Origin of the sequence: Marinimicrobium sp. C2-29, from assembly GCF_038419845.1 — a bacterium.
Classification (GTDB): domain Bacteria; phylum Pseudomonadota; class Gammaproteobacteria; order Pseudomonadales; family Cellvibrionaceae; genus Marinimicrobium.
Genome location: NZ_JBCAQT010000017.1, coordinates 1 through 20251 on the forward strand (window position 1 = coordinate 1; position 20251 = coordinate 20251).

The 20251-nt window shown below is 58.8% G+C and carries 13 protein-coding genes; 9 read left to right on the forward strand and 4 right to left on the reverse strand.

From position 1 onward, the window contains the following. Window positions 1-178 precede the first annotated feature (178 nt). Together AAE484_RS15390 and AAE484_RS15395 are read left to right on the forward strand one after the other, a co-directional pair. A complete protein-coding gene (locus AAE484_RS15390) occupies window positions 179-1399 on the forward strand; it encodes a glycoside hydrolase family 88/105 protein (protein WP_341939315.1) in 1221 nt (406 codons plus the stop codon). Window positions 1400-1414: 15 nt separating this feature from the next. Further along, the gene (locus tag AAE484_RS15395) at window positions 1415-2167 is read left to right on the forward strand and encodes a YciC family protein (protein ID WP_341939316.1); all 753 of its coding nucleotides are present in this window, start codon (window positions 1415-1417) and stop codon (window positions 2165-2167) included. Here AAE484_RS15395 and AAE484_RS15400 read toward each other — a convergent pair. The 3 genes from AAE484_RS15400 to AAE484_RS15410 are packed head-to-tail and all read right to left on the reverse strand — an operon-like array spanning window position 2115 to window position 4181. Beyond that, window positions 2115-2807, reverse strand: coding sequence for a TrmH family RNA methyltransferase (locus AAE484_RS15400; protein ID WP_341939317.1), 693 nt, complete (start codon window positions 2805-2807; stop codon window positions 2115-2117). The two genes, AAE484_RS15395 and AAE484_RS15400, sit on opposite strands and share 53 nt — an antisense overlap. 55 nt (window positions 2808-2862) lie before the next feature. After that, a complete protein-coding gene (locus AAE484_RS15405) occupies window positions 2863-3825 on the reverse strand; it encodes a PA2778 family cysteine peptidase (RefSeq protein WP_341939318.1) in 963 nt (320 codons plus the stop codon). Beyond that, a complete protein-coding gene (locus tag AAE484_RS15410) occupies window positions 3825-4181 on the reverse strand; it encodes a PA2779 family protein (RefSeq protein WP_341939319.1) in 357 nt (118 codons plus the stop codon). The genes AAE484_RS15405 and AAE484_RS15410 overlap by 1 nt, the downstream gene beginning before the upstream one ends. 365 nt (window positions 4182-4546) lie before the next feature. Between AAE484_RS15410 and AAE484_RS15415 the strand changes: the two genes are divergently transcribed. From AAE484_RS15415 to AAE484_RS15445, 7 genes are all read left to right on the forward strand, one after another. Beyond that, entirely contained in the window at window positions 4547-5083 is a 537-nt protein-coding gene (locus tag AAE484_RS15415) for an RNA polymerase sigma factor (protein WP_341939320.1), read from the forward strand. Between the two features lies 1 nt (window position 5084). Next, the gene (locus AAE484_RS15420; protein WP_341939321.1) at window positions 5085-6107 is read left to right on the forward strand and encodes a FecR family protein; all 1023 of its coding nucleotides are present in this window, start codon (window positions 5085-5087) and stop codon (window positions 6105-6107) included. 291 nt (window positions 6108-6398) lie between these two features. Beyond that, window positions 6399-8909 (forward strand): family 49 glycosyl hydrolase, encoded by a 2511-nt coding sequence (locus tag AAE484_RS15425; protein WP_341939322.1) that lies wholly within the window; start codon window positions 6399-6401, stop codon window positions 8907-8909. A gap of 80 nt (window positions 8910-8989) precedes the next feature. Then, window positions 8990-11578: an MGH1-like glycoside hydrolase domain-containing protein gene (locus AAE484_RS15430; protein ID WP_341939323.1), complete on the forward strand. Its 2589-nt coding sequence runs from the start codon at window positions 8990-8992 to the stop codon at window positions 11576-11578. A 138-nt stretch (window positions 11579-11716) separates the two neighbouring features. Further along, entirely contained in the window at window positions 11717-14470 is a 2754-nt protein-coding gene (locus AAE484_RS15435) for a TonB-dependent receptor (RefSeq protein WP_341939324.1), read from the forward strand. A gap of 177 nt (window positions 14471-14647) precedes the next feature. Beyond that, window positions 14648-17683, forward strand: a complete 3036-nt coding sequence (locus AAE484_RS15440) for a TonB-dependent receptor (RefSeq protein ID WP_341939325.1) — start codon at window positions 14648-14650, stop codon at window positions 17681-17683. A 160-nt stretch (window positions 17684-17843) separates the two neighbouring features. Continuing rightward, the gene (locus AAE484_RS15445; protein ID WP_341939326.1) at window positions 17844-18818 is read left to right on the forward strand and encodes a SusF/SusE family outer membrane protein; all 975 of its coding nucleotides are present in this window, start codon (window positions 17844-17846) and stop codon (window positions 18816-18818) included. Between the two features lie 337 nt (window positions 18819-19155). On the opposite strand, the gene hemH is transcribed toward AAE484_RS15445, so the two are convergent. After that, the gene (gene hemH / locus AAE484_RS15450; RefSeq protein WP_341939327.1) at window positions 19156-20193 is read right to left on the reverse strand and encodes a ferrochelatase; all 1038 of its coding nucleotides are present in this window, start codon (window positions 20191-20193) and stop codon (window positions 19156-19158) included. Between the last annotated feature and the right edge of the window lie 58 nt (window positions 20194-20251).

Below are 20251 nucleotides of genomic sequence, written 5' to 3' on the forward strand. Positions count from 1 at the left end.
TCCCCTATCTTGGCGCATCGCGACGCCGATTAGGAGGGGAGGAGACCATCTCATCGCCCTACGCGACCTTTGTGCCATTTGTAGGGCGGATAAGCTGTAAGCGCATCCGCCTTCCCTTTGCATACCCAGCCACACCCGCTATAGTCCCGATACAAAAACGCAAAATCGGGAGAGCAAAATGAACCATCAACCCCTCTGGCGCCTGGCCACTGTTACCTTCTTGTCCGTCGCTGCCCTCTACGCCTGTACCAACACCTACATCAGAACCGCCCCCAGCCTGTCCGCTGAAAAGCCCTTATCCACCTGGATGGCCGATTCCGACATCGAGCGCAACCCCGAAGGCTGGATGATCGATTTTCGTGAAACCCCCAAATGGGAATACACCCACGGCCTGATGATGAGTGCCCATGAAAAAGTGTGGCGCGCGACCGGGGAGGAGCGGTATTTCGATTACATGAAAGACTTCGCCGATTTCATGATCGACGATGAAGGCACCATCAAGACCTACGACCAGAGCCTGTACAACATCGACCGGGTCAATCCGGGCAAATTTCTGATCGGGCTGCACCAGGAAACGGGCGAGGAGAAATACTGGCTCGCCATCGAGCAGCTGCGCGACCAGATGCGCGCTCACCCGCGCACCAGTGAAGGCGGCTTCTGGCACAAAAAAGTCTACCCCCATCAGATGTGGCTCGATGGGCTCTATATGGGGTCGCCCTTCCTGTCCCGCTACGCCTCGACCTACGACGAGCCCGGCCTGTACGACGACATCATCCAGCAGTTCCGGTTGATTGAACGCCACACCTGGAATTCCGGGCAGAAGATATTCCACCACGGCTGGGACGAAAGTCGCGAGCAGCGCTGGGCGAACAAGACCACCGGTCGTTCACCGCACGCCTGGGGCCGGGCCATGGGCTGGCTGTCCATGGCCATTGTCGATGTCCTGGATGATCTGCCCAGTGATCACCCCGAGCGTCAGGTCATGCTCGATATCGCCGCCAAAATGGCCGAAGCCATTGAGACTCATCGGGATGCTGACTCCGGGGTCTGGTGGCAGGTGGTAAACATGGGCGGCCGCGAAGGCAACTACCTCGAGTCCTCCTCATCTACCATGTTCGCCTACTTCCTGCTGAAAGCCAGCGAGCGGGGGTACATTGACGCCCGCTATCGCGAGCTGGGGCTCAGTGCCTACGAGGCGGTGGTGGAGGAGTTCGTCCGCGAGAACGAGGATGGCACTCTGAGTATCACCAGCGTCTGCGCTGTGGCGGGCCTGGGCGGTAACCCCTACCGGGATGGGACCTACGAGTACTATATCAACGAGCCGCGCCGGGCCGACGACCCCAAAGCGGTGGGACCCTTTATAATGACGTCGGTACTTTATGAGAATCGGGATCAATAAATAGAGAGGAAGCTTATGCTGGATCAGGCGTTAACCGATAGTTGGGGATTTTTTAAACGGCACCTGGGCGCCCTGATGGCGATCGTTCTGCCGGTCGTCATTCCATTGCAGGTGATCATGGCGCTGTATGGCGCCAACAGTGTGGAGCAGGAAGGATCGGTCAGCGGAATTTTCGTGACCTCCGCGCTCGGCCTGGCGGTGTACGCTTTCTATATCGGCGCGGTAATTTTCTACATTGCGTCGGTCACGTCCGGAGAAAAACGCAGCACCGGCGAGCTGTACCGACTGGGCCTGCGGTTCTGGGGCCCCCTCCTGCTGTTGGTGCTTATGGTGGCGTTTGCCGTGTTCGCCGGTTTTATGCTGTTCATCATTCCCGGCGTTCTACTGGCGATCAAGCTGGCATTTGCCGAGTTTGATCTGCTGCTCAATGGCTCGAACCCCGTTGACGCCTGTAAAACCAGCTGGCAGTTGACCAGAAACCGCAAAGGCACGCTCTTTGGTGGTTACCTCATCATCACTCTGGTCATCTATGTGCCCCTGTTTGTGATCGAGGCGCTGCTCGGTGGTTTCAACGTGACCCACTGGACGGTGTACGCCACCACAGCCACCGTGACCACGGTGTGCAATCTCTTTTACACCATCTTTGCCTTTCGCGTTTATGACCTGACGCTCGCGCAACAGCGGGAAGAGGTCGAACAACAGCAGGAAGCTGATCTCAACCTCGATGCTGACGCGGACTCCGATACGAAGGGTCCCGGGGCGGAATGATATCGCCGTCTTCATCGAGCTCGGGGAACGGCAGTTTGTGCCGTTCGCAGTAACGCACCAGCTTGGGGTGCATCCAGCGAAAGAGCGTGTCTTTCACGCTCGGGTCCTCTTCGTCCAGCTCGCGGTCATACTGGCCCGCCTGCTGGCGCTGGTGCATTGCCTCCTGCAGAATGATGGCGGCCGCCACGCTGACGTTGTAGCTCTCGACCATGCCGATAATGGGAATGCTCAGGTGCTCGTCGGCGTGCACGGCGGCGTAGTCACTCAGGCCGACCTTCTCGGCGCCCATCACCAGGGCAAAGGGCCGGGTAAAGTCCGCGTCCCGGTAGTGAATCGCCCGGTCCGACCAGTGGGCCGCAAACAGCCTGAAGCCGCGTTCGCGTAACTGGGTCATACCGGTCTGGATGTCGGGATGGGTCGCCACCCCGGTAAAGCGTCCGCTGCCACCGGCCGTATGGTGGTACACCAGTCGGCCTCGCGTGGGCTGGACCATGTGAATTTCGGGAATACCCACCGCATCGGCGGTGCGCAGCATGGCAGAGATATTCTGTGCCTTGTGCACCTGATCGGTGAGCAGCGTCATGTCCGGTTGGCGCTGGCGCAGTACCTGTTTGAATTTTTCGTAGCGGGAGCGAGACATAGGGGCCGGTGCCGGTTAAAAGCCCGGCATTATACCAGCTCTTTCCGGAGGTGATTTATCGGCTGCGCTCGCTCGCCTCCGCTTCAAGGGCCGATACGGCCCGACCGAAACGGGGGTGCTCGGGCGCCAGTGCCCGGGCCCGCTCCGCCGCCTGCCGAGCCTGGGACCTCTCGCCCTGGTACAGAAGCGCCCAGGCCAGGTTGTAGTGGGCCGAGGGCAGCTCCGGGTCGATCGCCACTGCCTGTTCAAAATGCCCCTGGGCCTCGGTGTAGCGCCCGGTCTGAAAGGCGATGTTGCCCAGGCCCATGTGACTGGCCGGGTTGTCGGGCCAGCGCTGGGCCGCTGCCCGGTAGCCCGCGATGGCGGCCTCCCAGCGCTGTTGCTGCTCCATGGGCACCACGGCCTGCAGATAGCGGGTGGCGCTCGCGGTGGCCGGCGTTTGCCCGGGCGGTGTGACCACCAGCGCCCAGTAGTCGCCCATCTGCCAGGTGCGCTCAAAGCGCTCGAATGACAGTGCCTGGCGTCGCTCCGTCCCGGAGCGAAGGATTACCTGCTCCTCGTCCAGATCGAACCCCACGACTACGGCATAGTGCCATTGGGGCCAGCGCGGCAGCTTAAGGTTCTGCAGCACCAGTACCGGGTGGCCGGCGCGCAACTCATCCAGCAGATGCTCGAATCTGGGCTCCAGTCGGTAGGGAATCCGGCCCGCACGGCGCGTGGCGGCGATGAGCTCGGTCTGCAGGCTGCCCCGGCGACCGGGCAGGTAGACCTGTTCGGCCAGGGTGTCGGGAGTGGCGCGGTCCACGCCGCTCGTCTGAAGCAGGGTGGCCAGGGCCGAAGGGCCGCACTGGTAGGCGGTTTGCGAATAGAAAGGGGTAGCAGACAGCTCGACCTGGCGCGCTTCGCCGTCGGAGGCTGGGGCCAGATTCGGGTGTTGCAGGGGAGCCGTGGCGCAACCGGTGGCCAATACCAGCGGAAGCGCCAGGGCCCAGAGCCAGCGGGTAAAGCTGGCCGGCATCAGGTCAGCAGCAGAACGAGGATCACCACCAGCAGCAGAGTGGCCAGACCGGCGTCACCACCGGCAATGGCCTGGTCCAGACCGGCCTGCAGCTCCAGAACTTCGGCGTCGGTCATGGCCGCGACCCGCTCCTGGGCCTGCTCGGCGTCCACGCCGTAGTGTTTCAACTGAGCTTTGACGTCATCCCGGTCGAGCTTCTCGAGCAGTTGCTCGCGCTCCACCGCCTGGGTCTGTTCGGTGACAACCTCGTCGGTAGTGACGATGCCTGCCTGGGCGTGCAGCGGTGTCACTGCGGCCAGGACCAGTACGAACAGGGAAGCGATCAGGATTCTGAGAGGGGAAAGGGTGGTATCCATGGGTAACTCCTTGCAAAAGCGTTGCAGGTCCGGTGCGCACACACCGGTGATTCACCCTTGAGCTTAGCACGCCCTTGAGCTGCGCGCGTGCCTTCCTTTTCTGAAATGCCAACGCTGTGGCTTTTAGTGGCTTCCCAGGGGCTGATGGTCGGCCGCATTCGATTAATTGTCATACCAGGGGGAGTGGAATCCCGGTGGGAAGACGTCTTATAGTCATGCCGAACTCAATAACAGCCAAGATTGCAGCGTCTCGCCCGCCCCCTTCTGCCGAATGGGCGGGCTCTGAGACTTGGTATAGAATGCCGGGAGCGGCATCGGGTGCCGATATCGTCCCATTCTCCTCCAGGCGGAGCCAGGTTGAATCAGTGAGTAACGGCACAGAAGAGAAAGAACTGCGCATTCGGGAGGTGTACAGCCTTTACCGCGATGAGCTTTGTCACTATCTCGCCCGGCAGTACGCGCTTGATCCGGCGGAAGCTGAAGATGTGGTGCAGGCGGTGTTTGCCCGGGTGGCTGAGACAAATATTGTTTTGACTCTGGATAACCCCAGGGCGTTTTTGTACAAGATGGCGGCCAATACCTGCATTGATCACAAACGGCGGGACAAGGTCCGTACCAACTATCAGACCCTGGTGATAGAAAGCGACGAGGAGCGGGAACTCGACTATGCCGACCCCGCTCGTGAAGCGGAGGCGGATCAGCAGCTCCGGTTTGTCTCGGAAGCATTGAAGACCATGCCCGAAAAGCGTCGACGACTGTTGCTGATGAACCGGTTGGATGGTCTGACCTATGCCGAGATCGCCCGCCGGGAGCAATTGTCTGAAACCGTCGTTCGCAAACATATTTTCAAGGCGCTGGCAGACTGCCAGAAAGCCTTACAAAATCGATTCAAATCCAACTGAAATGGTGCAACGCGTGGAAAACCCAGAGGTTCAGGCTCGTGAATGGTTTATGCGAGTCCAGTCGGGAGAACTCTCCGACCAGCAACAGGAAGCGCTAGCCGATTGGCTGTGCGCCAGCCCCGACAATGTCGAGGCCTACCAGCGCTGTGAAGCGGTGTGGGAGCAGTTGGGGCGCCTGGACGCGGCGGAAGCGCCTGTTGGCCAGCCCGTACAGTCCGGCGACTCACTCTGGCAAAGATTCCTGAACGCGGCCGGGAGCCGTTTGAGTGGCGGTTTTTCCGGTTGGAAGGCGCCCGGCCTTGCCATGGCGACGATTACCGCTCTGGTGTTCGGCGTGTTGTTGTGGAGCGGCCAATCGGCCGGGCCCGAAGCCCTCAGATTCGAGACTGGTGTTGGGGAAGTGGCCACTTATCAACTGGACGATGGCAGTGAGCTGACCCTCAGCGCCCGCTCCCGGGTTCGAGTGACCCTGGACGACTCACTCCGCCGGGTCGATATTCAGGCCGGGCGGGGGTACTTTGATGTTGTCAGCGATCCGGAACGGCCGTTTTACGTTTACGCTCATGATGCGAAGGTCGAAGTCGTCGGCACCCAGTTTGATGTCCGGCGCACGGAGCGGCGGGTGACGGTCAGTGTCCGGGAGGGCATTGTTGATGTCCTTGAGGCCAATCCTGGTCGGGCGGCAGAAGAACAACCGTCAGTAACCCTGAAGGCGGGGCATCAGGTGACCAAGGTGCGCCATGAATCATTCTCGGAGATAGAAACCCTGCCGGAGGAGGACGTCAGCGCCTGGCGCGAGGGTCGGCTCGTCTATCATCGAACGTCTCTGGGAGATGTGGTGGATGAGCTCAACCGCTATTCGAAAGATCGTTTTACGCTGGCTTCCCCGGATCTCGAACAAATCGAGCTGACGGCTTCCTTTCAGACAGACCAGCTTGACGCCTTGCCGGAATTGCTTTCGAAAACCTTACCGGTACATGTACAGAAGGAATCTGACGGGCACTACATTGTCTTTTCCCGTTAATATTCCCACACCTTTGAAAAGAGCGGGGCGCCTGTAGGTTAAAAGGGGAGTGGAATTCCCTTTAGCAGACGTCTCATGAGTGTGATCGGCACAGACCGGTGCCGATTGCATCGTTGAACCGGGTTGTTTCCCCAACGGCCTGAAACTCTCCCTTTAAGTTTTCCCTGACCCTTCGGGTCAGGGTTTTTTTGTCTCAGAGGATCGGAAAGCAAGGGTTGATACGTCTTACCTCTAACAGGCCGGTAACAGACCGGTTTTTACTAAAAAGATAACAGCAAGAGGGTTACCGACGTGCAAACTCAATCCGTTCAGCTCGTTTCGAGCCAGTCGTTAAAAGCATTCTTCTGGCAGTTGCTGCTGGTGGTGCCTCTCGCCTCGTGCGGTGGGGGCGATACCAGCGACGATGACAGTGACACTGGAGACAATAAACCGCCGGCCACGGGTTCTCCCCCCGAGAACCGTTTTGCTCCCCATGAGACTGACCTTTACGCCTGGAGTCATAGCAATGCGGACGCGAACGGCGACAGTGCCGTTGGCGATGACCAGGTGCGCGCCTCGACCCACTACAGTGCCCGGGTAGAGTCAGCCTCCGAGCCAGACCGGCAACTGGACTCTTTCGTCTATATGACAGTTCCGCGTGGTGGTCGCGCCAAAGAGGGTTACGACCATGAGGATGGCGCCGAGTTTGCCGACAGCGCGAACCTGACCATGAGTTGGACCAGCTTTCTGTACAACGACGATGCCTGGATTGAGCTGGAGCTGTTGAATGGCCAGACGATTGAGTCGATCGACCAGGTAACCATCCGGCCCACCACCCTGGATCTGGAGATGGAGCGGTTGGCCGAGGATCGCATCCGGGTCCGGGTGCCCTACGACCCCGAGGGACGGCGCTTCTCCGTGGAGTTTGAACCGGATCTTATGACCAGTTACAACAATCTCCAGGGCGACACCGGTAACTTGACGGAGGGCCCCGAGGGCGCACGGGTTCACACCGAGCCGCGCAATGCGTTGCTGGTTTTTGCCGAGCCTACTTTGTCTGACGCGCAGCAGCACGATTGGATCCCCGATGCCGACGATGGAGAGATCTATTATCCCGAAGCAGGAGAGGTGGATAACCTGAATTCTGTCGATGCCGACATTATTTATTTCAAACCCGGTACTTACTATTTTCCCTGGAATTACCATGCCGAGCTTCCCGGTCGGGTGCGCTGGGTATATCTGGCCCCCGGGGCCTACGTCAAAGGGGCATTGGAATTTTCCGGCTCTCGATCCGAATACAAAGTAACTGGTCACGGGGTGTTATCGGGCGAGAAATATGTGTATGAAGCCGACACCAATACGGCCGGTGGCCACGAGGCCTACACCCATCGCTCTGACTCCCAGAGCGATTGCCATGGCAGTTGTGTGAAAATGCTTCAGTTCTTATCAGGTAGCGGCAATCAGACTCTGACCATTCAGGGGGTGACCATCAACGAGCCGCCGTATCACTCCTTTGTGATCTACGGTGACACAGACAGCTTTCAGACGCGGGTGTCCGGCTACAAACAAATGGGTGCCTGGTATTGGCAGACCGATGGTATTGAGCTGTACGACAACGGTCGGCTCAGTCACAGCTTCTTTCACGCCAACGACGATGTGTTCAAGCTGTATCACAGCAACCTGATGATCGATGATGTGGTGGTCTGGAAATCCGAGAACGGCCCCGTTTTTCAATGGGGCTGGCAACCCAGGAATATCGAAAACATCCATGTCCGCAATATCGACATTATTCACAATCGTCTGTACTGGAAAGATCAGAAGCACAATACCTGCCTGATCAACTCCGCTCGGGCCTGGTGGGATACCGGCGCCGACAACACGGCTGATCCAGAGATGACCATCGCCAATATTCATCTGGAAAACATCCGTTCCGAGGGCATGAATCTTTGCGCCATGCGCCTCTATGCACAATCCGACTGGAATTCGATTCATATTGACGGACTGGAGATTGACGCCTGGAACGACCTGCCGATCAGTGCTCAAGAGAGTCAGTTTGAAACTCTGTGGAACGAGACTCGTTCTGAATCCGTTACCGTAGGTGAAGGCGACAACGGCCTTCGTTTGACCAACTACATTGTGGACCGTCAGCCCGTCACCCGTGGCGCAGACAACTGGCGTGCCGATCAGTTGGGCCGTCTGAATTTCAGCAGCGAACTGTCGGAGTCCTGGAGTGCCACGTCCGATCGCGAAGCCCAGTGCACCGCTCAGACCATTGAGCTGGATGTGCCCCAATCATTGGAGTCGGGCCAGAGCACCGAGCTGATGGTCGGTGCCAGCTCGGGCCTGCCGGTGCGGCTATACCTGATCGGGGGCGATGGTGAAATCGAGGGTACGACCTTGACCGCGGGACACCAATCCATTGCCCTGACTGTAGCCGCCGTGCAGGACGGTGACGGGACTTACTGTTCGGTCCGAACCACAGCGGAAGTGTCGGTAACCGGCGCCGACGGCGTCGCGCCGGGTCCGCGCTGGGTGGGGGCCTCCTGGGAAGGCTGGTCTCCGGGTAACCTGCCGATGGAGTGGGACGGCGACTCCGAGTATGTCGTCACCGTGACCCTGGAGGCCGGAGATCACGCCCTCAAGTTTACCGATACCGAAGACTGGTCGGGAGACGACTGGGCCGACAGCACTGGTCTGACCGGTACCGCCACACTCACCACCGGCGTGGGCGCGAATATCACTTTTACCCTTGAGACCGGGGGTACCTACGAGATCCGGTTTGACCCCTACAGCCTGGATTACGCCATCACTCTGGTGGACTGAACCGCCTCGCTGTGCTCCGCACGCGGAGCGCAGCCGCTGACTGACTTCATTACTTAACTGATATTCCTGTTGGAGGATTCGTGTTGAAATCCCTTTTTGTGGCGGGCTGTGCCCTGTCACTGTCGGCGTGCTTTACCCAGGGAACCAGCGAGAGAGTCGACGATACCGGCTCGACCGGGCGCTCGGCTGAAATACACTACCAGCCCTATTCACTGGATCCTGAAGGGCGCACTGAAACCGTCACGATTGAATCGACGGATGACCATTCGGGGGAGCGCCGCTTTACCCTAGAGTCCACCCAGTTTCAGCGTGACGATATGCCTCGCGAGCGAACTTTTTCAGAGTCCGTCGGCGCGTTGCATGTCGAAACGGGAAGCGTGCTGTTCGATGGCCTGTTTGCCATGGCGATGGACGATCTGAAACTGCTCAGTGTCGATGCCATTCGCGACGCTCAATACAACCAGGGTAACGAAATCGACTGCCAGTGCTTCCAGACCGGGGAGAAATGGCACTACGTCTGGACCCGCGACCTGGCGTATGCCGCGGATCTGTCCCTGGCCATGATCGATCCGCAACGGACGATCAATTCGTTGCGCTTCAAAACCAGCAACTTCCGCCCTGAAGCGACCGTGCCGGAACATCTTCCCAAAGACAGCCGTCAGATCATTCAGGATACCGGCTCCGGTGGCAGCTGGGCGGTGAGTACCGACCGGGTGTCCTGGGCGCTGGCGGCCGATCGGGTCATGCACCAGTTGTCGGGGGATGAGAGTAGGGCGTTTGAGCGTGAGACCTATGCCAGCTTGCGCGGAACCATTGAAGCCGACCGTCGCGTGGCTTTCGACCCGCAGGATGGGCTCTATGGCGGTGAGCAGTCCTACCTGGACTGGCGGGTGCAGACCTATGCGCCCTGGATCACCAACAACCTGAGCCGGATGGCCGAGAGCAAAGCGCTGTCGACCAACGTCATGCACTACCGGGCAATTCTGCTGGCGGCGACGCTTTCCGAAAAACGAGGCGAGAGCGCACTGGCCGACCGCTATCACCAGTGGGCCTCGGACCTGAAGCAGCGGATCAATCAGCGTTTCTGGCTGGAAGAGGAAGGGCTGTATGCCAGCTTGACCGGGCCCAATGAGGTGCCGGTGGTTACTCGCAAATACGACATGCTGGGCACCGCTCTGGCCATCCTGTATGGCGTTGCCGACGAGGCGCAGGCGACGGCGGCCATGAACCACTACCCGCATGCGCCTTTCGGTGTTCCGGTGTATTACCCCCAGCAACCCAACCAGCGCGTGTATCACAACCGTGGCATCTGGCCGTTCGTCACCGCCTATGGACTCAAGGCCGGTGCGTCGGTGAACAACTACAAGGTCGTCGACAATGCGGTGAACTCTTTGATGCGGGGGGCGGCGCTGAACGTTTCCAATATGGAGAACCTGGAATGGTTGACCGCCAAACCCTGGTATGACGATGGACCCGTGATCAATTCCCGTCGGCAGCTCTGGTCCGTGGCCGGTTACCTCGCGATGGTAATGGAAACCGTATTCGGCTATCAGGTAGAGGCCGATGGTATACGGGTTGCACCATTTCTGACGGTGGAAACCCGGCGCCGACTGGGGGACCAATCTTCGGCCTGGCTGCGCTCGGTGGACTACCGCGGTAAATCTATTGCCATTGAGTTGTTGCTGCCCGACAACGTCGACGGCGATGGGTATTTTCCGGTGGACAGCGTCCGGCTCAATGGCGATCCCACCGACGGAAGCATCACAGAGGAGATGCTCGCAGAGGATAATCACATTCAGGTGAGATTCGCGGGCCGGGCCAAGAACGACAGTCGTCTGACGACAGTTCCGACAGTGGACCCTCTCAGTCATATCGAGCCCGCGGTGTTCTCACCCGAAACTCCGACCCTTGAGGCTGTTGAAGTCGAAGGACAGTCGCTGGTGGTGCGCATATCGGATGAGGCCAATATCGGTGTTGATGCCTCAATCCACTACAACCTGTATCGCAATGACCAACAAGTGGCCAGCGAACTGGAGCAGCTCCAGTGGATCGACCGATCTGACCGGGTGCTGGAGCGCCGCCAGTGCTATGCCGTCGAAGCCGTCTATGGTGAAAGCGGCCACCGCTCTCACCTGTCCGAACCGGTGTGTCATAACGGTAAGGGGGCTCAAGAGATTTCCGTGCAGGATGAGCGTGTCGAGTCCAACCGGTCGGTCACTTCGGCCTCGGCGAAACTGGGCGCTCCGACATTGAGCGAATGGGGCAAAGAAGGTGACTCCTTGTCGGTCAGCGGACTGGCTGTTGAGCGTGCCGGACATTATGTCGTGCGTCTGCGCTACAACAACCGCCAGCACACCATCGACTCCGGCGTCACCAATGCCATCAAACAGGTAGTCATTCGCGACGCTGAGGGTGAGGAAGTCGCGCGGCGTATTGTCCAGATGCCCAATGTGGAAGATCGCGACGGCCGGTATCCTTTGCGCCGCTCAACGGAAGTGGAGGTGTCACTGCAGCCGGGCGAATACCAGCTTCAGTTGGAAGACTACTTCAATATGAGCTATCTCTCCTCCAACCGCACCTACGGCGCCAGCGGCGGTCAGGACGGTCCCGTCAACCGCGCCAGCATCGCCGCCTTTGAGCTGATCTATCTCGGCGAGAGGGAAGAGTGAAATTAACGGAGGGGGAGTGGTTTTCACGGGGCTGTGCGTCTCAACTACAGCATCGGGAAAATCACTTCCCGAGCCTACCCCGCCTGGTTCTGCGTTTAAGCGGAGCGTCAGGCTAAATAATAAATCAGGAGAGGTATTGTGACTGCAACCTATTACACCCGTCGTTCATTTCCGGGATTCAAATTGAAAGCCTTGAGTGCCACCATGCTGTTCAGTTTGGGCGCCCTGTCTTCCCAGGCGCAAATGGCAGCCGATGAAGAGCCCATGCTGGAGGAAGTCGTTGTCAAAGGCATTCGCGCCAGTATGGAATCCGCGTCGGAGTTAAAGCGCAACGCATCAACGGTGGTCGATGCCATTACCGCCGAGGACGTGGGCAAATTTCCCGATCCCAACGTGGCTGAAGCGCTGCAGCGTGTGACCGGCGTACAGATCAGCCGGGACCGGGGTGGCGAAGGTCGTTGGGTATCCATTCGCGGATTGAGCAGCCAGTACAACATGACGTTGCTCAACGGTCGGACACTGGCAACCGACAACGCGGGCCGCGATTTCAGCTTCGATGTCATGCCTTCGGAAGCCATTTCCGGGGCTGAAGTGTACAAAACCAGCATGGCGTCCTTGCCGGAAGGCAGTATCGGAGGTCTGGTCAACCTGACCACGGCCAAGCCCCTCGATAATCCCGGCCTGCGCGCTTCAGGGTCCGCCGGGGCCTTTTACGATGGTGCAACTGAAGACTGGACCGGCCAGTACTCCGGCGTGCTCAGCAATACCTTTCTGGATGACACAGTGGGTGCATCCGTTGGCGTCTCCTATTACAAACGAAACTGGCAGGCCGATACCTTCGAGAGCTTTACGTCCAGCACTGAGGCGGTCGATGCCAATGGCGATGGTCTCAAAGAAGAAGCCGTCGATGGTCGAGGCATTTTTCCGGGCATCATCTCCTACCAGAAAAAGTTCGGCGAGCGTGAGCGCCTCGGGTTTACCGGCGCCCTGCAGTTCCGTCCCAGTGATAATTTCGAAACAACGCTGGATGCCTTTTACTCCAACTACAAAACACCGGAGTCTTCTTACTCGTATAACGTCAACTTCTACAGCAACGACGGCTGGGATCGTTTTGAGAACTACGAGTTGGAACCCTACAATGGCGACGAAGTGGACCGGTGGCTGATCAGCTCGTTTGATCTCACCAACATACCGCTGGAAATCGGCACCGACACCAAGGCACGCGAAGCGGAAACCTACATGGTCGGCTGGAACTCCATCTGGAATGTTCGCGACGACCTGGAGTTGACCTTCGATATCGCCTATTCGGAAGCCGATCGTCCCATCAATGGTACCGAATACTACACGGTAGCCGGGGTGAACGGTGGCAATTTCAGCTTTGAGGCAACGCCTGAAGTCCCGACCGTCACCTGCGTTCTGGACGATGGTCGGAATTGTTTGGATGTGACCAACGATGAAATCGGCCTGCACTTCATGGAGCCGAAGGGCGAGAGTGTCAACGATAAAGCCTTGTCGGTCCGTTTTGACGGTGACTACCGTCTCGACAGTGTGGACTTCGTCGAGTCGATTGAATTTGGTCTGACCTACTCCGGCCGTGAAAAAGACAAGGTGAACTGGCGTCCGGACAATGCCTGCGCTTATTGTGGCTTCGGCGATACCCTGGGAGAGGTCGGTGTCGATGCCGTGGTTCCCTTCCCGGGTGAATACGAATACGACAGTGGTTTTGACTCCTGGCCCGCGCTGGATCCGATCCAGTTGTTCCAGGCGGCGAGGCTGCATCGCGGAGACGAGTTTTTCCGTTCCAATATTCTCGCCCAGCCGGAGCTTCGTTCCTCATCTGTGATTGAAGAGGACGTCAGTGGAGGCTATGTCCAGGCCAACTTCGCCGGTGACCGCTGGTCCGGTAATGTCGGTGGTCGCTGGGTGCACACGGAGACCCTGTCCATGGGGCACTCCCAGCAGCTGTTGGAGCTTCAGGAAATTCCGGACAGCACCAACTGGAACGCGGAATTCACCGAAGTGGTACCGGTGAGCGAGTCGAATTCTTACGATAACTTTCTGCCTTCCGCCAACTTCACCTACGACTTGAGCGAAGAGTATCTGATACGGGCCGCCGCGTCCCGTTCCATTACCCGGCCAACCATTTCGCAGCTGGGGCCCGATGTCAATTGGGAAGTGAACAGCCCACCGCCCCGGGTCAATCGCAACGGCAACCCCGAGCTCGAGCCCTTTGTGGCCGACTCACTTGACCTGTCGCTGGAGTGGTACGGTGGCGGTGGCAGCTCGGCGGCGGTTGCCCTTTTCTACAAGGATATCGGTGGTCTGATCACCAGCGAACAATTTGGCGATGAGTTCCAGGTGCGCGTGGTTGATGAAGACGGCAATGCATCGGATGAAGATCTGGACTTCGAGGTCACGGCACCGGTGAACGGTGACAGCGCCAGGGTCTTCGGCTCAGAACTGGCCTACCAGTACCTGTTCGATAACGGCTTCGGGGTCATGGCGAACTTTACCTGGGTGGATAGTGAGGCAGAGCTGACGGTAGATGGTGAGAAGATCGATACCGAGCTCAGTGGCGTCTCGGAATACACCTACAACCTCGCTGGTATCTATGAGCGTGGTCCGATCAGTAGCCGTCTGGCCTGGAGCTACCGGGACGCGTTCACCGCCTGTAACACCTGCGCGCCGGGTGGCCGCCCGACGACAACCAAGGAGTTCGGCTCGTTGGACTTCAGCGCCAGCTACGAGATTACCGACAACCTATCGGTATATCTGGAAGGGCAGAACCTGCTGGAGGAGGATAACCACACCTACAGCCAGGACGTGCGCATTACCCAGTACTACGAGGCGTACAGTCGTCGCTTCGAACTCGGCGTCCGGGCCAGCTTCTAGAGTTAGACCTGGTTGAGCGACAGGGCCCGGCCTCCCGATGCGGGAGTCCGGGTTTTGTCGTTGCACCCAGCCCGTTGTCAGAGGGGGTAGCCAATCGCTCTCACTGTGGATTTGCGTTATAGTGAAACCTGAACGAAACAATAATGATAGTCGCTAAGACTTCAACGGTTTGGTTTCATGTCGCTGAAAAAGCCGACCATACACAACGTCAGTCGTCTCGCCGCCTGCTTGATCTTTCGGGCCGGAATCGGCAGTGTTTTGCTATGTTGGTCGCTGCTGCTTCCCTTCGCGCAGGCCGATGATTCACAGCGCCGCTTTTCGGTCTCCGCTCAGCCTCTGGATCAGGCGTTGCTGGAATTATCCAGTCAGGCGCGGATCAATATCCTGGGGCTGTCTCGTGCGCTGGAAGGGTTGGAGTCCGCCCCGGTAGAGGGGCGGATGAGCCTCGATCAGGCCCTCAGGCGAATGTTGGCGGACGTTCCGCTGTCCTACGATATTCTTGAATCCGGATCGGTGGTCATCCAGACGCCGCCACCCGAGCCTGCACCGATTGAGAGTGAAGCGCCGGCTGTTGTGGAGGAGTCTCCGACCTACGATATTCTGGTGACCGGTATTCGGCAAAGCCTGCGCACCTCAGCCGCTTTCAAGCGATTGTCCCCGGTGATTGTCGATACCATAACGGCGGAAGACGCCGGTAAATTTCCGGACCCGAATGTCGCCGAGGCCCTTCAGCGTGTGACCGGCGTCCAGATCAGCCGGGATCGTGGAGGCGAGGGGCGCTGGGTTTCGGTACGGGGGTTGAGCAGTCAGTACAACATGACCACGCTCAATGGGCGTACCCTCGCGACCGATAATGCGGGCCGGGATTTCAGCTTTGACGTCATGCCTTCCGAGACCATCGCCAGTGCCCGCGTGTACAAAAGCGCCATGGCGTCGTTGCCAGAGGGAAGCATCGGCGGACTGGTTGACCTGCAAACGGCTCGCCCGTTGGATGACCCCGGATTCCGGGGGCATGGGTCGGTCGGTGGTTTCTATGATGGCGCCACGCAGCGATGGACAGAGCAGTACTCCGGCCGGGTGCAGAACAGCTACCGGGATGACACTCTGGGATTTTCTATCGGAGGCTCTTTCTATCGGCGGGACTGGCAGGCGGATACCTATGACAGTTTCGTCTCCGGAACAGAGCCGGTGGATGCCAACGGTGATGGGATGCGCGATGAGGTGGTGGACGGACGCGGTGTCTATCCGGGTATCATCTCCTTCCAGAAAAAATTCGGACAGCGAGAGCGGCTCGGGATTACGGGCGCACTGCAGTATCAGCCCGATGACGATTTCGAGATGGCACTGGATGCCTTCTACTCCCGGTATAAAACGCCCGAGTCGGCTTATTCGTACAACGTCAACTTCTTCAGTAACGAGGGCGCCGACCGGTTTTCCGATGCCCGACTCGAGCCGTTTGAGGGCGCGGGACCGGATCGCTGGCTGATCACGGATTTCCAACTGGACAATATCCCTGTGGAGATCGGGAACGATACCAAAGCTCGGGAGGCGACCACGGCCATGGTGGGGTGGAACACCCGATGGCGTGCGAACGACGACCTGACACTGACGCTCGACCTGGCATTTTCCGAGGCGGACCGGCCCATCAATGGTCGTGAGTATTTTACCGTGGCTGGCGTCAATGGGGGCCACTACCGGTTTGAAGCACAGAATCCCGTGCCTCGAGTGAACTGCACCTTCGACAACGGCGATCCGTGCCTGGAGGTGAACAATGACTCGGTGGCCCTGCACTTTCTGGAGCCCAAGGGTGAAAACGTCAATGATCAGGCACTTTCCTCGCGCCTGGACGGGCAATGGGTAGCCGACGAATTGGCCCACCTGGATGACCTGGAATTCGGCTTGATTCACAGTCGGCGGCGCAAGGAGAAGGTGGACTGGGGGCCCTCGAACCCCTGCGCCTTTTGCGGCTTTCAGGAGACGCTCGGGGAGGTGGGAGTAACGGCAAGGGTGCCCTTCCCGGGGCGGTACGACTATGCGTCGGGTTTTGACCGCTGGCCAGCCCTGGACCCGTTGGCGTTGTTTGCAGCGGCGAGGGCCCACCGTGGCGATGAATTTTTTGAGCGCAACATACAGGCGGAGCCCCGGCTGCGGGCCTCGTCGGTAATCAACGAAGAGGTCAGTGGCGCTTTTGTTCAGTTTAACCTGTCGGGTGCCCAGTGGTTTGCCAACGTCGGCGGCCGATGGGTGATCACGGACACCCTGTCGCGCGGACACAGCCAGCAGTTACTCGAACTGGGTGAAATTGCTGGCAGCACCAACTGGAATCCGGTGTTCAGCGACGTTGTCCCGGTAAGGGAGAGTCACCAATACCGGAACTTCCTTCCATCTCTCAATCTGACTTACGAGTTCACCGAATCCTTTCAGGGGCGCTTAGGGGTCTCCCGGAGCATGACCCGCCCGACCCTCTCGCAGCTTGGACCAGATGTGATGTGGGAAGTGAACAGTCCACCGCCCCGGGTCGAGCGTAATGGCAACCCGGGGCTGGAGCCTTTTATTGCCGACTCGGTGGACCTGTCACTGGAGTGGTACGGGCGGGGCGGCAGTTCGATTGCTGCTGCACTGTTCTACAAGGATATTGGTGGTCTGATTACCAGTGATGTCTTCGAAAGTGATCTATCCGTGCGGGTTGTGGGTGTCGATGGGTCGCAGGAGGAAGAGACGCTGACGTTTGATGTCGACGCACCGGTGAATGGGACTGATGCGAGGGTGCAGGGCGCCGAGCTTGCCTACCAGTATCTGTTTGACAATGGTTTTGGTGTGATTGCCAATATGACCTGGGTCGACAGTGATGCGACCTTTACCAGCGAAGAAGCCCAAAGCCAGGCCGAGCTGAGCGGTGTGTCGGAGTTTACCTACAACCTGGTCGGGCTCTATGAGCGACAGGCTTTCAGTGGCCGTCTGGCCTGGAATTATCGGGGTGAGTTCATCGCCTGCAATACCTGTGGCCCGGGCGGTGTACCCACGACCACCACGGCATTCGGCTCGCTGGATTTCAGCCTGGGCTATGATCTGAGTAATCGTCTTTCCGTGTATGCCGAAGGCCAGAATCTTCTCCGGGCAGACCACCATACCTACAGCGTGGACCGCCGCGTCACCAACAGCTACGAGGCCTACAGTCGCCGCTTCGAGCTGGGTATTCGCTTCTCTTTCTGAGGCCGTTTCTCCCCCGACACCGAAAAGTTCCGTGATTTTGGGGGAGCGGAACACCGGTCCCTGCCCGTCCTATTGATACAGAAGAAACGAACCGACGGTCGCTTCCGTCCGCGGGTCGTTGTCGTCCTGTATTCCCATCTAATAATGAAAGAGAGCGACTATGAATCTTTATCAATTCCTGAATGCAAGCACCTTTCGCACCTGGCTTCTCGCGTTGACTCTGGCCGGGCTTCCACTGACCATGACCGCCTGCGGAGGCGATACCCAGACCGGCCCCGACTTGCCCCCCTTGCCCGAGCAGGAGCAGGAAGAGCAAGACGGTGACCAGACATCCGATGACGAGACAGGCGGTGACCAGACAAACGACGAAGATACGGCGGATACTGACGTCGATCCTCTGTACATGGTCGGCAGCGCGACACCCGGCGGATGGTCGCTGGACAGTAAAGAAGCGCTACAACCGCTGAGCGATAATACCGCCGTCTACCATTGGCAGGGCGAGCTGGCTACTGGCGAGATCAAGTTCGCCAACTACGAGGCGACAGACTTCTGTGGAGGCCCCTGGCTGCTGGCGAGCAGTGAGGCCGAACCGGTCAACCTGGATGGCAGTGGCAATGCCTACACCTGGACGGAAGACTGCCCCGATGAGACTGGAGCGTCCGATTGGAAGTGGACAGTGGATACCGCCGGTGTTTACGAGGTTCGGGTCAATACCGACGAAGAGCGTGTCTACTTCTCGCTCGAGGAAACGGATAATACGACCGAAGAGCCGGCGGACAGCGGCATACACCTGTTTCTGGTGGGCGGTGCCACACCCGGTGGCTGGAGCCTGGACGATGCAACCATGATGGATCGCGCAACGGATGACACCCAGCAGTACACGGTGACCCTTGAGCTCATCAGCGGAAACTTCAAAATTGCCATGGCGGAATCGGCTTCAGAGTTGTCATTTGATGCGGGCAACGATTGGATTCACCCCAATACTGATGGCCAACCATTGGCGGAAACGGCCTACTCCATCGTGACCGCAGGGGAAGGCGAAGATTACCAGTGGCAGGTATCGGAAGATCAGGCGGGTACTTACGATATCGCAGTCGACCTGGAAGCGGAAACCATCCTGATTGACAAGCAGTAGACGAGCCAGTCCTCTGCACGTCTTAGGGCCGGTCTTTCAAGGTATTGTTGGGACGTGATATTCCCTGTGGCAGGTGGCGCTTTCGCTTACCTGCCCTACAGAATCGCACAGTGGGCTCTACGAAGTACGGAGGACCGATCTGGGGTAGGGTCTTCCCGGACCGTCACCGACAGGATGTCGGTGGAGAGGCCCCAAGGACGGGTTTACGCCGTGTCCGGGCAGACCCTACCCCTGAGCGGGCCGGTCGTGACCTCACCACCAAAACTAATAGATATTTTAGGGTATACCCTGGCCGGAGGACTACATTCGAAGTCCCTCCCGCCGTATTACGCTTTCGCTAAAGCTCCCGACGCAACACATCCACAATCGCCGCAATATGATCCTCCCGATCATTCAGTGCGGGAATATAGTGATAGGTCTCCCCGCCGGCTTCCATGAAGTAATCCCGGTTTTCCATTTCGAGCTCCTCCAGCGTCTCCAGGCAATCGACGCTGAATGCCGGGGACAGAATCGCGATGTGTTTTACCCCTTCTTTGGGCAACTGCTCCAGGGTCTCATCGGTATAGGGCTTGAGCCACTCCTCCCGGCCGAAGCGGGACTGGAAAGTGGTCATGCAGCGCTCTTTCTCCAGACCAAGCTTCTCCTGGACCAGACGCGTGGTCTTGCAGCACAGGCAGTGGTAGGGATCGCCATTGTCCAGATAGCGCTTGGGCATGCCGTGGTAGGAAAACAGGATCCTGTCTGGCAACCCGTGCTCGTTGATATGGTCCTGCACGCTCTGGGCCAGGGCGCTCAGGTACAGGGGGTTGTCCACATAGCCGCTGATGAAACTGATGGACGGAACCCAGCGCCAGGTCTTCAGTTCATCCGACACCGCATCGAAGGTCGAGGCCGTGGTGGGCGCTGCGTACTGGGGGTAGAGCGGCAGCACCACAATGCGCCGGATACCCAGCTCCTGAAATTCCCGCATTGCCTTGGGAATGGACGGGTTGCCGTAGCGCATCGCCAGCTTGACCACCACCTGCTCGCCCAGAGCCTGTTGCACTGCCTCGCTCTGGCGCTGGCTGATGGCCAGTAGAGGAGAGCCTTCCTCGGTCCAGATTTTGGCATAGGCGGCCGCGGATTTTTTCGGGCGCACGCGCAGAATCACCCCGTGCAGAATGGTTTTCCACAACAGCCGGGGGACCTCGATGACCCGCGGATCCGAGAGAAACTCGGCCAGATAGCGCCGTAAGGCCGGAGCCTCCGGCGCATCCGGAGTGCCCAGGTTGGTCAGCAGTACCCCGGTCTTTTGTTGCAGGGCCCGGGTCTCGGGGTCGGGGTGGTGAAAGCGCTCTTCCACCCGATCGGTGATGGCGCGGTAGCGGTTGCTCATGATTCCTCCTAAAGTTGGGCCCAACATAACGGCTGGCGTGGGATAAATCCAGTATTCC

Coding starts and splice junctions, on each gene's coding strand:
- hemH (WP_341939327.1), bottom strand. CDS start 20,193: ATGAGCAACCGCTACCGCGCCATCACCGATCGGGTGGAAGAGCGCTTT.
- AAE484_RS15390 (WP_341939315.1), top strand. CDS start 179: ATGAACCATCAACCCCTCTGGCGCCTGGCCACTGTTACCTTCTTGTCC.
- AAE484_RS15440 (WP_341939325.1), top strand. CDS start 14,648: ATGTCGCTGAAAAAGCCGACCATACACAACGTCAGTCGTCTCGCCGCC.
- AAE484_RS15405 (WP_341939318.1), bottom strand. CDS start 3,825: ATGCCGGCCAGCTTTACCCGCTGGCTCTGGGCCCTGGCGCTTCCGCTG.
- AAE484_RS15395 (WP_341939316.1), top strand. CDS start 1,415: ATGCTGGATCAGGCGTTAACCGATAGTTGGGGATTTTTTAAACGGCAC.
- AAE484_RS15400 (WP_341939317.1), bottom strand. CDS start 2,807: ATGTCTCGCTCCCGCTACGAAAAATTCAAACAGGTACTGCGCCAGCGC.
- AAE484_RS15445 (WP_341939326.1), top strand. CDS start 17,844: ATGAATCTTTATCAATTCCTGAATGCAAGCACCTTTCGCACCTGGCTT.
- AAE484_RS15410 (WP_341939319.1), bottom strand. CDS start 4,181: ATGGATACCACCCTTTCCCCTCTCAGAATCCTGATCGCTTCCCTGTTC.
- AAE484_RS15420 (WP_341939321.1), top strand. CDS start 5,085: ATGGTGCAACGCGTGGAAAACCCAGAGGTTCAGGCTCGTGAATGGTTT.